Below are 11,908 nucleotides of genomic sequence, written 5' to 3'. Positions count from 1 at the left end.
GCCTGCGTCCGCAAGCTCGGCGCGTCGGTGGCGCTCCCGCGTCGCGCCGAGATCGACGAGCTGTACGTACCGGCCTGAGCGCGTTACCGCGCTGAGCCGACCTGACTCGCGCGTTGCGCCGGCCCGAGCGCGTCGGCGGGTCACGCCCGCCGGCCCGCGCCGGTGCGGAAGGCCCGGCGGTACGCCGACGGTGAGGTCAGCATGACCCGGCCGAAGTGGTGCCGATAGGTGACCGCCGTGTCGAAGCCCACCGCGCGGGCGACCTGCTCGACCGCGGCGTCCGTCTCCTCCAGCAGGGTCAGGCTGGCGCGGATCCGCTTGTCGATCAGCCAACGGATCGGGCTGGTCCCGGTGGCCCGGGCGAAGTGCCGCAGGTAGGTGCGGGGCGACATGTGCGCCCGCCCGGCGAGCTGGGCCACGGTCAGCGGCTCGCCGAGGTGGGCGAGCGCCCAGTCGATGCTGCCCGCGATCCGGTCGTCGTCCGGGTCGGTGGGCACCGGCGCCTCGACGAACTGGGCCTGCCCGCCGTCGCGGTGCGGCGGGATCACCAGCCGTCGGGCGACCGCGTTGGCGATCGCCGCGCCGTGGTCGCGCCGGATCACGTGTACGCAGAGGTCCAGCCCGGCCGCGCTGCCGGCACTGGTGAGCAGGTCACCGTCATCGAGGTAGAGCACGTCCGGGTCCACTTCGACCCGCGGGTAGCGCCGGGCCAGCAGCTCCGCGTACCGCCAGTGGGTGGTGGCCCGCCGGCCGTCCAACAGCCCCGCGCCCGCCAGCGCGAACGCGCCCGAGCAGATCGACATGATCCGGGCGCCGCGCCGGTGCGCCTGGCGGAGCGCGGTGATCAGCTCGGGCGACGGGTCGGCGGTCACGTCCGCTACGCCGGGCACGATCACCGTCCGCGCCGCCGCCAGCTCGGCCAGACCGTACGGGGTGTGCAGACTGGCTCCGCCGACCACCGGCACCGGCCCCGGCTGCTCGGCGCAGAGCACCAGGTCGTACCAGTCGACGTCGAACTCGGGCCGGGCCAGCCCGAACACCTCGGTGACGATGCCGGTCTCGAACACCGACATCCCCGGGTACGCGAGCACGGCCACCCGGTGCGCGGCCGCCGGTCGGCGGGGCGCCGGCAGCAGCCGCGGGCCGGTGATCGTGGCCGGGATCGGCATGGCGGGATGTTAGCGCAGGACGTCGTTCCCGCCACTCGTCGCGAGGGTGGTGACCTGGCGAGGATCGGTGCATGACCTTCACCTTCGCCGTTCCGCCGGCCGATCCGGCCACCGCCGCCGCCTACTTCCGCACTCGGCTCAGCGTCGAGACCGACGTCAGTGACGTGCACGCCGACCTGTCGGCCCGTACCCCGGGTCTGGTCGTCGTCGACTCCCGGGGCGCGGCCGCCTGGGCGCAGGGGCACCTTCCCGGCGCGGTGCACCTGCCCACCGCCGAGATCGCGACCCGGGCGGCGGACCTGATCCCGCCGGGCTCGGCGGTGGTGACCTATTGCTGGGGTCCGGGCTGCAACGGCGCGACCCGAGCCGCGCTGGAGTTCGCCCGGCTCGGTCATCCGGTGAAGGAGATGCTCGGCGGGTTCGAGTACTGGGCGCGCGAAGGGCTGCCGGTGGTGACGGACGCCGGGTTGACCCAGCGACCGGTCGACGACCTCACCGCGCCCACCACGACGATCACCTGCGACTGCTGAGCCACCGCGCAGGCGGACGAGGGCTCAGCCGACCGGCTCGTCGGCGAGCTTCTCGCCGCGTCGGCGCAGCATGCCCAGCCCGGGGATGCCGGCCACGGCGAGCTTGAGGTCGCGGGTCACGTCGAGCAGGTCGTGCAGGTCGGGCCCGACCCGGTCCAGCGTGGCCAGGATCGGCAGGATGTCCGCCGTCAGGTGTTCCCTGAGCTTGGGCAACTCGTCGATCAGGTGGATCGCCGCAGTGATCTCCTCGTGGCTCAGCTCCTCGACGAACCTCCCGGCCATCGGAGCGGCCCGGCGTAGCGCCGGCTCGTACGCCGCCAGCAGTTCGGCCGCCGTGGCGGCAGCCTCCGTCGCGGTCCCCACGGTGCCGGCGGCGCGGCTCGCGACCCGGTCGGCCTCGGCCACCACCGTGCCCGCCGCCCGGGAGACCCGGTCGGCCTCGGCGACCACCACGGCGGCGGCCGTGGCCACCTCGGTGGCGGTGTCGATGGCGGTGGTCGCGGCGGCGCTGATGACGGCCACCTCGCGGACCGCAACCTCGGCGTCGGTGAGCACCTGGTCGGTCCGCTCCAGGGTCGTCTCGATCCGGTCGACCACGCCGTTGATCCGGGCCAGCAGCGCCTCCACCCCGTCCAACACGGCGAACGCGCGAGCGGGCACGGCCGCCATCGTGGCGGCCGAGCCGAGCGCCTGGTCGAGAGCGGAGCGGGTCAGGCCGACCACGGCGGTCGGGGTGGGCAGGGAAATGGCCATGGGATCAAGTGTGCGTCGGCCGTGCCACAACCGCCCGACAGCGCTGGTCAGCGTGACAGTCGACCGGCGGTGTCGGCGCGGGCGACCCGCAGCGCCCACCAGATCAGCGGCACCTGCAACGGCACCCGTCCGTACGCGACGGCCCGCCGCGTCGGGCGTCGGTGCCGCCAGTCCACCGCCATCTTCACGTTCGCCGGCAGGACGGCGACGAACAGGGCTGCGGCCGCCCGACCGCCGGCCGCCCGGGTGGACGGATGGGCCACCGCCGCCGCCACGGCCAGCTCGGCGACGCCGCTGGCGTACGTCCAGAAACGAGCCGGGCCGGGCAACGCGCGCGGCACGATCGGGTCGTAGACGCCGGGGCGTACCAGATGGGTGACGCCGGCCGCGGCGAGCAGCCCGGCCAGCGCAACGGCCTCGCCGCGGCGGTTGCTCATCGATGGTCCCCCTGCTGTTCGACGGCACGCTGCACGGCCCGGTAGATCTGCCCGAACCGTAGCGCGTCCGGGGTGCGCACCAGCAGATCCTCCCGGCCGTGGTGCTGCACCCACAGCTCGTGCACGTGGCTGCCACGCTCGTAGGAGCGGTCCAGCCAGCCGAGGGGGATCTCCAGGAACGGTGCCAGGGCCAGTGCCCCCACCGCGCAGGCGGCGAGAATGATCAGCGCCAGCTGCCAGTTGCCCCGGTCCTGTGCCGACCAGGCCAGTGACAGTACGCAGACCACGGCGACCAGCGGCGGCAGCGAGAGCAGCAGGACCAGGACACCGCGACCGAGCACCCGGCCGCGTACGGCGAGGGTTTTCTGCCCTCGCGCGTGCCAGACGAACGTCACGTCGGACAGGGCGATCACGTGACCGCCCGCCCGGATCGACTCGGAGGTCACCTGCACCGCGTCGTCCCGGTAATAGAGGGTCATCACTAAGCCTAACCACCGCCAGGCAAACCCCGCCCCCGTCGGGCCTCGCCTCCCTACGGGCCTCGCCTCCTTACGGGCCTCGCCTCCCTACGGGCCTCGCCTCCCTACGGGCCTCGGCTTCCTCGGGCTTCGCCTTCCTCGGGCCTCGGCTTCCTCGGGCCTCGCCTTCCTCGGCCTCCGTCGCATTCGACGGGGCCGTTCGAGGCTCGGGTGGTGCGGCTTCCTTTGGAGCTGAATCGTTTGTGACATCGCGCGTGGTCGCGATTCGGCACCCGGCATCAAGGCATCGCCGCACAGCGGCATTGCGGCACGGCGGGCTCGGTCTGATTCGTTTGCGACATCAGCTCCAAAGGCCTTGCCTGAGTGTTGCCGCGCCTGCCCGTGCCCGTGCCGCGCGTGCCGCGCCTGCCGCGCCTTCAAGCGGGCTCGAGCCGCTCCTCAGGTCCCGACGTTGGCGGCCGGGTGGGCCAGATCGGGACGTGAAGAGGAGAGGGTGGCTAGCGGCGGATGCCGGGACGGGCCGGTTGGCTGTGCTCGACCGCGCGTTGCACCGCCCGGTAGATCTGCCCGAAACGCAGCGCGTCACCGGTGCGCAGCAGACGCACCGGTTGGCCGCGCCAACGGGCCCAGATCTCCAGTTGGCGGCTGCCCCGGGCGTACGAGCGGTCCAGGTGTTCGAAGAGGAAGTCGGCGACCGGCCCGACGGCCAACCCGACCAGCACCGACGCGCCGACGATCGCGATCGTCACGGTGGGTGAGCGGTGCAGCCAGACGGCCACGCCGATGCCGAGCACCGCCGCGACCAGCGGGCCGGCGAGCGCGGCGCCGATCGCACCCCGCCCCACCAGCACGCGCCAGGAACGGGTGCCCCGGCGGTGCCAGATCATGGTGATGTCGGACAGCGCGTAGCTGCGACCGTCGACACGGACGGTGGTGGAGGTGACCTGCACCGATCTGTCGTCGTAATACGTGATCATGGCTGGACTCCCGCCCATAGGGCTAACACCAGACTACTTACCCAAACGAGCCGGGTCGTAAGGTTGGCACGCGACTTCGACGAGGAAGTGAGGGCAGCGTGGGCGAGTTCGTTCGGCTGGAGACCAGGGACGGCATCGGCACGATCCGGCTGGAGCGGCCGCCGATGAACGCGCTCAACACCCAGGTGCAGGAGGAGTTGCGCGCCGCCGCCACGGCGGCCACCGCCGATCCCGAGGTCCGCGCCGTCATCGTGTACGGCGGGGAGAAGGTCTTCGCCGCCGGCGCCGACATCAAGCAGATGGCCGAGATGTCCTACGTGGACATGGCCGACCGGGCCGCGAACCTGTCCAGCGCGCTCGGCGCGATCGCCCGGATCCCCAAGCCGGTGGTCGCCGCGATCACCGGGTACGCCCTCGGTGGTGGCTGTGAGCTGGCGCTGGCCTGTGACTGGCGGGTGGTCGCCGAGGACGCCAAGCTCGGCCAGCCGGAGATCAAGCTGGGCATCATCCCCGGTGCGGGCGGCACCCAGCGGCTGGCCCGCCTGGTCGGCCCGGCCCGCGCCAAGGACCTGATCATGTCGGGGCGGATGGTGGACGCGCAGGAGGCGCTGCGGATCGGCCTGGCCGACCGGGTCGCCCCGGCCGCCGAGGTGTACGACACGGCCGTCGCGCTGATCACCCCGTACCTGACCGGGCCGGTGCAGGCGCTGCGGGCGGCGAAGCTGGCGGTCGACGGCGGCCTCGACATGGACCTGAACTCGGGCCTGGCCTGGGAGAGTCAGCTCTTCGCGGCGCTGTTCGCCACCGACGACCGGCGGGAGGGCATGACTGCCTTCGTCGAGAAGCGCAAGCCGGGCTTCACCGGCCGCTGATCCGTCGCTCCCCGGCCCGAGGCCCCCTGACCTCGGCAACGTCCACTGGTCGGGGCCACGGTCGCACTGCCAAGTGACTGGCCGGTAACCTGTGATCCCGGCCACGGACGATGGGAGCGACATGACGGAGCGGATCGAGGGTCACGGCGGCGAGTTGGCGCTCGCGGCACTACGCGCGCACGGCGTACGGGAGATGTTCACGCTGTCCGGCGGGCACGTCTTCCCGCTCTACGATGCCGCGTACAAGACCGACTTCCCGATCTACGACGTCCGGCACGAGCAGTCCGCGGTCTTCGCCGCCGAGGCGGTGGCCAAGCTCCAGCGCCGACCCGGCCTCGCCGTGCTCACGGCCGGGCCCGGTGTCACCAACGGCATCTCCGGCATGACCAGCGCGTTCTTCAACGCCTCGCCGGTGCTGGTGCTCGGCGGGCGCGCGCCCGCGTTCCGCTGGGGCTCCGGCAGCCTGCAGGAGATGGACCACCTGCCGCTGGTCGCCCCGGTCACCAAGCACGCCGAGACGGTGTTCAGCACCGACGACATCCCGCGCGCGGTCGGTGCGGCGCTGCACGCCGCGCTCACCCCGCACCGCGGCCCGGCCTTCCTCGACTTTCCGCTGGAGACGGTCTTCTCGGTCGCCGAGGCCGAGCTGCCCACCGTGACGGGTGTCGACCCGATCGCGCCGGACCCGGACGAGGTCGGCCGCGCCGCGCTGCTCATCGCCGGGGCGCAGCGGCCGGTCATCATCGCCGGCTCCGACGTGTACGCGGGCGACGCGGTCGCCGCCCTGCGCGAGGCGGCCGAGGCGTTGCAGGTGCCGGTCTTCACCAACGGCATGGGTCGCGGCTCGCTGCCGCCGGAGCACCCGCTCGCGTTCGCCAAGGCCCGCCGGGCCGCGCTCTCCGGCGCCGACGTGGTCGTGGTGGTGGGCACCCCGCTGGACTTCCGGCTCAGCTTCGGTGACTTCGGTGACGCCAAGGTGGTGCACATCGTCGACGCCCCCAGCCAGCGGGCCACGCACGTGCAGCCGGCCGCCGCCCCCGCCGGCGACCTGCGCCTGATCCTCTCCGCGTTGGCCGACCACTCCGGTGACCGGGCCGACCACGCCGACTGGATCGCCGACCTGCGCGTGGCCGAGGACGCCGCGAAGGCTCGCGACGCCGCGGAGATGGCCGCCGAGACCGACCCGATCCGGCCGGCCCGGATTTACGGCGAGCTGCGTCGGGTGCTCGCCCCGGATGCGATCACCATCGGCGACGGCGGCGACTTCGTGTCGTACGCCGGGCGGTACCTGGAGCCGGCCCAGCCCGGCACCTGGCTGGACCCGGGCCCGTACGGCTGCCTGGGCACCGGCATGGGTTACGCGATGGGCGCCCGGGTCAGTCACCCGGACCGGCAGATCTGTGTGCTGATGGGCGACGGCGCGGCCGGCTTCTCGCTGATGGACGTCGAGTCGCTGGTCCGCCAGAAGCTGCCGGTGGTGATCGTCGTCGGCAACAACGGCATCTGGGGGCTGGAGAAGCACCCGATGCGGGCCATGTACGGCTACGACGTGGCCGCCGACCTCCAGCCGGAGCTGCGGTACGACACCGTGGTCAGTGCGCTCGGCGGTGCGGGGGAGACGGTCGCCAAGGCGGCAGACCTGGGCCCGGCGCTCCAGCGGGCGTTCGACTCCGGAGTGCCGTACCTGGTGAACGTGCTCACCGACCCGACCGACGCGTACCCCCGGTCGTCGAACCTGGCCTGAGTCGCACCCGCCGCCGCCGTCGCTCCTGCGCCGGCGGCGGCGCGCTCACACCTCCGGTCGGTCACCCTCGCGCGGCGGCTCACCGTCGCGGCGGCGCAGGTCGTCCTCGCGCCGCCGCAGGTCTTCCTCCCAGCGGCGGAAGAGCTCCTGGTCCTGCTGCTGGGCGCGTTCCTCGACGGAGCGCAGGAACTCCGGGTCGTCGTCGGGGGCCACCGGTCGGGGGCGCTGCCGCTCGGCGCCGCCGGTGCCGCCCGGCCAGCCCTTGCGGGCGGCGGGGCTGGGCTCTCGGCCGACGATGAACCAGGCGATCGAGCCGACCAGCGGGAAGAACAGGATGATCAGCACCCAGGCGATCCGGGGAAGGGCACGGATCTTGCCCTCCTCGGCGGAGAGGCAGCTGATCAGCGCGCAGACGGCGAGGACAATCTGCACCAGGAAGAGGAGTACGCCAAGCCGGGCCATCCACCCATCATGGCGCACCGGCGCGCGTCACCACAGTCCGCGCAGGACCAGCAGCACTCCCAGTAACGCCAGCACCACCGTGCCCACCGTGACCAGGGGCAGTGTCCGGCCGCCGGTGCGGGCCGGACCGGTGCCGGTGCCACGCGACCAGCAGAGCACCAGCAGGGCGCCCCACACCAGCACGATGCAGCCGGCGATCAGGGCGCCGGTCGGGTCGCCCGTCGACGCCAGCCGGACGGCGAGCACGGTCACGACGGTCACCGTGAGCAGGGTGCGCCGCCAGGCCAGCCGGGTCCGCTCCGGTTGCAGCCCCGGGTCGCGTCCGGTGCTCACCGCCCGCCGATCGCCCGCAGCAGGACGGCGACCACCAGCAGCAACGCGCCGACGCCGACGGCGAGCGCCAGGATGGCGGGGAACCGGGACGCGGGCAGCTCCTGACCGAGCCGGATGGCCCGCTCGGTACGCGCCCAGTGGTCCACCGCGCGGATCGCGACCGCCGCGCCGAGCAGCAGCAACGCCACCGCGATCACCTCCCGCAGGTGGCTCATCGGCAGGGGTGGCAGGAACTGCGCGGCGGCCAACCCGCCACCGACCAGCGCCAACCCGGTGCGCAGCCAGGCGAGGAAGGTCCGTTCGTTGGCCAGCGAGAAGCGGTAGTCCGGTGTCTCACCGACCGAGCCCAGCTCCGCCGGGTCGAACCACCGCCTGATCGCCTCCCACACAGTGGGAGATTATCCGCTTCCCATCCCGCTTAGCCTGGGCCGGTGACTGATCTCGACGTACAGACGCTGCGGACCGCCTACGACAACCAACTCCGCCCGGAGATTCCCGACCCGGTTCCGGCCGGCGTGACGGTGGAGCGGGACGGGCCGCTGGTCCGGATCACCGGGCTCGACGCCGGTGCGTTCCTCACCTACCGCGACCTGGGCGGGTTGACCGGCGACGCGCTGGACGAGCTGATCGCCCGGCAGGTGCGGTTGTGCCGTGAGCGCGGCGAGTCGGCCGAGTGGAAGCTCAACGAGCACGACGAACCGGCGGACCTGGCGGACCGGCTGCGCGCCGCCGGCTTCGTGCCCGAGGACCGGGAGACCGTCGTGGTCGGCCCGGTCGCGGCGCTGGCCGGGGCGCTGCCGGTCGCCCCCGAGGGGGTACGCCTGCGTGAGGTGACCTCCCGCGCCGACCTGGAGCGGATCGCCGCCATGGAGGAGGAGGTCTGGCAGGAGGACCGCTCGCACCTGGTGTGGGGTCTGGCCAAGGAGATCGACGCCGACCCGCACTCGATCACGGTGGTGGTGGCCGAGGCGGACGGAACCGTGGTGAGCGCGGGCTGGGTGCGCTTCCCGGCGAACACCGGCTTCGCCACCCTCTGGGGCGGGTCCACCCTGCCGCAGTGGCGTCGCAAGGGCATCTACCGGGCGCTGGTCACCTACCGTGCGCGGCTGGCCGACCAGAGGGGCCGGACGCTGTTGCAGGTCGACTGCTCCGAGGACAGCCGGCCGATCCTGGAGCGACTCGGCCTCGTCGCGGTCACCACCACCACCCCGTACGTCTACACTCCGTGATCATGGAGCAGCGGTTGACGGACGAGGAGCGGCTGACCCTCAAGACCGGTGCCTTCGGCGCTGTCTTCCTGGTCTCCAACGCCGACCCGGGAGTCCTGGGGGTGATCCGGGAGAGCATCGCCGCGTCCGGCGCGCTTGCCGACGCCAGTGGCACGGTCAAGGAGGCGCTGACCACCGGCCCGCTGCCGCGACTTCCCCGGGACTCGCAGCTGGAGATCGAGTCGGTGGTGCTGCCGGCGCTGGGGCGGGCGGTGCGGATCCTGCGCGAGAAGTCCCCGCGCGACGTGGACGCGTACCGCGATCTGGTGTTGGCCGCGGCGGACCAGGTGGCCCGGGCGCACGACGGGATGGCCCCCGCCGAGGCGGCGGCCATCGACCAGATCCGGGTCGCGTTGGCCGAGCCGGCCTGACCGGCCGCGCGTCGGTGAGCTGTGTCACTCTGAGTGCTGCCGGAGCGCAACCTACTGGCAGGTAACATTGCGCCGTGGGCAACTGCACAACCGCCCGCGGTTGACCTGGCGTCGACCGACGCGCGACGCTGCGCCCCAGACCGGGCGAGCGAATCGCAACACCACACAGGAGGGTCGTCGAAGCGCGATGAACATCGTCGTACTCGTCAAGCAGGTGCCTGATTCGGGCGCGGACCGCAACCTGCGCAATGACGACAACACCGTCGACCGCGGTTCGGCGAACAACGTGATCAACGAGATGGACGAGTACGCCATCGAGGAGGCGCTGAAGATCAAGGAGGCGCACGGCGGCGAGGTCACCATCCTGACCATGGGTCCGGACCGGGCGACCGAGTCGATCCGCAAGGCGCTCTCCATGGGCCCGGACAAGGCCGTGCACGTGCTGGACGACGCCCTGCACGGCTCGTGCGCCGTCGCCACCTCGAAGGTGCTCGCCGCCGCGCTCGGTCAGCTCGGCGCCGACCTGGTCATCTGCGGTGCCGAGTCCACCGACGGTCGGGTCCAGGTCATGCCGCACATGATCGCCGAGCGGCTGGGCGTCGCGGCGCTCACCGGCGCCCGCAAGCTCACCGTCGACGGCGCGACGCTTACCGTCGAGCGGCAGACCGAGGAGGGCTACGAGGTGGTCACCGCCTCCACCCCGGCCGTGGTCTCCGTCTGGGACACGATCAACGAGCCGCGCTACCCCTCCTTCAAGGGCATCATGGCGGCCAAGAAGAAGCCGGTGCAGACGCTCGCGCTGGCCGACCTCGGCGTCGCGCCCGACGAGGTGGGCTTCGACGGCGCCACCAGCGCCGTCGTCGAGCACACCAAGCGCCCCCCGCGCTCCGGCGGCGCCAAGATCACTGATGAGGGCGAGGGCGGCGTCAAGCTGGTCGAGTTCCTCGCCACCGAGAAGTTCGTGTGAGAGGGGGGTTCTGACATGTCCGAGGTTCTCGTCGTCGTCGAAGCCACCAAGGAATTCGGCGTCAAGAAGGTCACCCTGGAAATGCTCACCCTCGCGCGTGAGCTGGGCACCCCGAGCGCGGTCGTGCTCGGTGGCGCCGGCGCCGCCGAGGCGCTGAGCGGCAAGCTGGGCGAGTACGGCGCGGAGAAGATCTACGCCGCCGAGGGTGACGAGATCGACGGCTACCTGGTGGCCCCCAAGGCGACCGTGCTGGCCGAGTTGGTCAAGCGGGTGCAGCCGGCCGCCGTGCTGCTCGCGTCGGCCCAGGAGGGCAAGGAGATCGCCGCCCGGCTCGCCGTCAAGCTCGACAACGGCATCCTGACCGACGTGGTCGGCCTGGACGCCGACGGCACCGCGACCCAGGTCGCCTTCGCCGGCTCCACCATCGTCAAGTCCAAGGTCACCAAGGGCCTGCCGCTGGTCACCGTCCGGCCCAACTCGGTCACCCCCGCCCCGGCGGCGGCCGCTCCGGCGATCGAGCAGCTCAGCGTGTCGGTCACCGACACCGACAAGCTGGCCAAGGTCGTCGAGCGGGTCGCCGAGCAGAAGGGCTCCCGCCCCGAGCTGACCGAGGCCGGCGTGGTCGTCTCCGGCGGCCGGGGTGTCGGCAACGCCGACAACTTCAAGCTGGTCGAGGAGCTGGCCGACCTGCTCGGCGGCGCCGTGGGCGCGTCCCGGGCGGCCGTCGACTCCGGCTTCTACCCGCACCAGTTCCAGGTGGGCCAAACCGGCAAGACGGTCTCCCCGCAGCTCTACGTCGCCCTCGGCATCTCCGGTGCCATCCAGCACCGGGCCGGCATGCAGACCTCGAAGACCATCGTCGCGGTCAACAAGGACGGCGAGGCGCCGATTTTCGAGCTGGCCGACTTCGGGGTGGTGGGCGACCTGTTCAAGATCGTCCCGCAGGCCGCCGAGGAGATCCGCAAGCGTAAGTGACCCTGCGACACGACAGTGGCCGCCCGTCTGCACGGGCGGCCACTGCCATGTGGGGAGCTGATCGGCGAGCCGGGGAGCTGAGCCGGCCCGCCGATCAGCCCGTCAGGGTGCCCCTCAACAGGCTGTCGCCGGAGTGGCGGGTGTTGTTGTCGTACTGCTCGGCGGAGACGTCGACCACCGAGTAGCTCTTGAGGTCGACATTCGGGGGCAGGGGTAGCAGAGCGTCCGGGCCGCGCCCGAGGGTGCCGACCGAGAACATCTCCATCGTCGTCGGATTGATGAGCCAGACCTCGTAGTACCCCGTGACGCTCGGGAGATTCGCCACATGCAGATGTAGTTGGCCGTCCTGGAGAACTCGGGCGTCGCCCTTGGCCGCCGGCGGTGTCGCCCCGTACGCCGCCAGCGGCGCGCTCGCCACCACCACCGGCGTCGGGGTGGGCGTCGGGTCGTCCGGTCGGAGCACCGAGACGGTGCCCACCACGCCGACCGCCGCGGCGGCGGCCGCGGTGCACCGCGGTGGCCACCCAGGGCGACCAGCCAGAGCCCCGACGGGACCGGCGCGCCGAATCCA

16 protein-coding genes are annotated in these 11,908 nt (G+C 72.5%); 7 read left to right on the top strand and 9 right to left on the bottom strand.

The window, feature by feature from the left end:
- Nucleotides 1-140 precede the first annotated feature (140 nt).
- On the bottom strand, nucleotides 141-1,169 hold the full coding sequence (gene ftrA / locus PSH25_RS08070; RefSeq protein ID WP_274527155.1) for a transcriptional regulator FtrA: 1,029 nt from the start codon (nucleotides 1,167-1,169) through the stop codon (nucleotides 141-143).
- 71 nt (nucleotides 1,170-1,240) lie between these two features.
- Between ftrA and PSH25_RS08065 the strand changes: the two genes are divergently transcribed.
- A complete protein-coding gene (locus PSH25_RS08065; protein ID WP_238658396.1) occupies nucleotides 1,241-1,699 on the top strand; it encodes a rhodanese-like domain-containing protein in 459 nt (152 codons plus the stop codon).
- A 24-nt stretch (nucleotides 1,700-1,723) separates the two neighbouring features.
- Here the strand turns inward: PSH25_RS08065 and PSH25_RS08060 are convergent, their stop codons facing one another.
- From PSH25_RS08060 to PSH25_RS08045, 4 genes are all read right to left on the bottom strand, one after another.
- Nucleotides 1,724-2,452 (bottom strand): hypothetical protein, encoded by a 729-nt coding sequence (locus tag PSH25_RS08060; RefSeq protein WP_238658395.1) that lies wholly within the window; start codon nucleotides 2,450-2,452, stop codon nucleotides 1,724-1,726.
- Nucleotides 2,453-2,499: 47 nt separating this feature from the next.
- Entirely contained in the window at nucleotides 2,500-2,889 is a 390-nt protein-coding gene (locus tag PSH25_RS08055) for a DoxX-related protein (protein WP_238658394.1), read from the bottom strand.
- The gene (locus tag PSH25_RS08050; RefSeq protein WP_088991167.1) at nucleotides 2,886-3,368 is read right to left on the bottom strand and encodes a DUF6232 family protein; all 483 of its coding nucleotides are present in this window, start codon (nucleotides 3,366-3,368) and stop codon (nucleotides 2,886-2,888) included. Before PSH25_RS08050 ends, PSH25_RS08055 begins: the two co-directional genes overlap by 4 nt.
- A gap of 497 nt (nucleotides 3,369-3,865) precedes the next feature.
- Nucleotides 3,866-4,345 carry a DUF6232 family protein gene (locus PSH25_RS08045; protein WP_238658393.1) on the bottom strand — a complete coding sequence of 160 codons (480 nt, stop codon included), beginning with the start codon at nucleotides 4,343-4,345 and terminating at the stop codon, nucleotides 3,866-3,868.
- A gap of 98 nt (nucleotides 4,346-4,443) precedes the next feature.
- Here PSH25_RS08045 and PSH25_RS08040 point away from each other — a divergent pair, with 98 nt between their 5' ends.
- Both PSH25_RS08040 and PSH25_RS08035 read left to right on the top strand, forming a co-directional pair.
- Nucleotides 4,444-5,217 (top strand): enoyl-CoA hydratase/isomerase family protein, encoded by a 774-nt coding sequence (locus PSH25_RS08040; protein WP_238658392.1) that lies wholly within the window; start codon nucleotides 4,444-4,446, stop codon nucleotides 5,215-5,217.
- 121 nt (nucleotides 5,218-5,338) lie between these two features.
- On the top strand, nucleotides 5,339-6,961 hold the full coding sequence (locus PSH25_RS08035) for an acetolactate synthase (RefSeq protein ID WP_238658391.1): 1,623 nt from the start codon (nucleotides 5,339-5,341) through the stop codon (nucleotides 6,959-6,961).
- 45 nt (nucleotides 6,962-7,006) lie between these two features.
- Here the strand turns inward: PSH25_RS08035 and PSH25_RS08030 are convergent, their stop codons facing one another.
- The 3 genes from PSH25_RS08030 to PSH25_RS08020 are packed head-to-tail and all read right to left on the bottom strand — an operon-like array spanning nucleotide 7,007 to nucleotide 8,145.
- Entirely contained in the window at nucleotides 7,007-7,423 is a 417-nt protein-coding gene (locus PSH25_RS08030; protein WP_238658390.1) for a PLD nuclease N-terminal domain-containing protein, read from the bottom strand.
- 27 nt (nucleotides 7,424-7,450) lie between these two features.
- On the bottom strand, nucleotides 7,451-7,756 hold the full coding sequence (locus tag PSH25_RS08025) for a DUF202 domain-containing protein (protein WP_238658389.1): 306 nt from the start codon (nucleotides 7,754-7,756) through the stop codon (nucleotides 7,451-7,453).
- A complete protein-coding gene (locus tag PSH25_RS08020) occupies nucleotides 7,753-8,145 on the bottom strand; it encodes a YidH family protein (protein WP_238658388.1) in 393 nt (130 codons plus the stop codon). Before PSH25_RS08020 ends, PSH25_RS08025 begins: the two co-directional genes overlap by 4 nt.
- Nucleotides 8,146-8,187: 42 nt before the next feature.
- Here PSH25_RS08020 and PSH25_RS08015 point away from each other — a divergent pair, with 42 nt between their 5' ends.
- The 4 genes from PSH25_RS08015 to PSH25_RS08000 all read left to right on the top strand — a co-directional run bounded on the left by PSH25_RS08015 (nucleotide 8,188) and on the right by PSH25_RS08000 (nucleotide 11,337).
- A complete protein-coding gene (locus tag PSH25_RS08015) occupies nucleotides 8,188-8,985 on the top strand; it encodes a GNAT family N-acetyltransferase (RefSeq protein ID WP_238658387.1) in 798 nt (265 codons plus the stop codon).
- A gap of 2 nt (nucleotides 8,986-8,987) precedes the next feature.
- Complete coding sequence (locus PSH25_RS08010; RefSeq protein ID WP_274527154.1) at nucleotides 8,988-9,395, top strand: hypothetical protein; 408 nt, start codon at nucleotides 8,988-8,990, stop codon at nucleotides 9,393-9,395.
- A 187-nt stretch (nucleotides 9,396-9,582) separates the two neighbouring features.
- Complete coding sequence (locus PSH25_RS08005; protein ID WP_238658385.1) at nucleotides 9,583-10,362, top strand: electron transfer flavoprotein subunit beta/FixA family protein; 780 nt, start codon at nucleotides 9,583-9,585, stop codon at nucleotides 10,360-10,362.
- A 15-nt stretch (nucleotides 10,363-10,377) separates the two neighbouring features.
- Nucleotides 10,378-11,337, top strand: coding sequence for an electron transfer flavoprotein subunit alpha/FixB family protein (locus PSH25_RS08000; RefSeq protein ID WP_238658384.1), 960 nt, complete (start codon nucleotides 10,378-10,380; stop codon nucleotides 11,335-11,337).
- A gap of 94 nt (nucleotides 11,338-11,431) precedes the next feature.
- Here PSH25_RS08000 and PSH25_RS07995 read toward each other — a convergent pair.
- On the bottom strand, nucleotides 11,432-11,908 hold a 477-nt coding region (locus PSH25_RS07995), incomplete at its 5' end, for an anti-sigma factor (RefSeq protein ID WP_238658383.1).

This window comes from Micromonospora foliorum, from assembly GCF_022229015.1.
Taxonomy (GTDB): domain Bacteria; phylum Actinomycetota; class Actinomycetes; order Mycobacteriales; family Micromonosporaceae; genus Micromonospora; species Micromonospora foliorum.
Note: the sequence above shows the minus strand (reverse complement) of the source record. Positions and strands in the feature narration are given on the sequence as shown.